At 45.4% G+C, this 542-nt stretch carries 1 protein-coding gene; it reads right to left on the bottom strand.

All coding sequences use genetic code 11. From position 1 onward, the window contains the following. Window positions 1-542, bottom strand: a 542-nt coding sequence (gene dltD, locus ACWHAR_RS31165; protein WP_452088940.1) for a D-alanyl-lipoteichoic acid biosynthesis protein DltD, incomplete at both ends; no start/stop codon positions are given.

The raw sequence follows: 542 nt of genomic DNA on the forward strand, positions 1-542 counted from the left end.
GCGCGTTCACTTTCCACGTCTGGCCGTTTACCATTGCTTTGTACAGCTCAGAAAGAATGGCATCGTTTTGCACAGCCTTAAAGCGAAGCATGCGTTTCATCATTTTCTTTTTAATTTCAGGGTCGATCTGATCGTTAAATGCCAAATCAAGCCCTTGCAGCGCAGAATAGTTCGGCGCGAAATGCTGTTCATCAGACCCGCGCTTAATAAACCATTGCGGAGACACGATGAATACGATTTTTTTGCCCTTCAGCTGATCCATATGGGCAGCGAAGTTTAAAGAATGAATCAATGACTGGGATCCGCCTTTGCCGACAAGGTATGGCGTGAATCCCTCATTGTTTACCTGAAAATAATTAGATGGGTGGAACTCGTCCAGCCGAGAAAGCTCAGAAGACCCGTAAATCGGAAGATATGTCGGATCTTTGAGCATCTGATCTTGTAAATATAGCCCTTGAAACATACTCGGATTCAAGGCTGTTGCTGACTCTTTCACACGCTTATCGGTGATGAAGCCTGTCAGCCATGAAGATGGAATTGCG

It is taken from the genome of Bacillus sp. LR--39 (assembly GCF_053613335.1).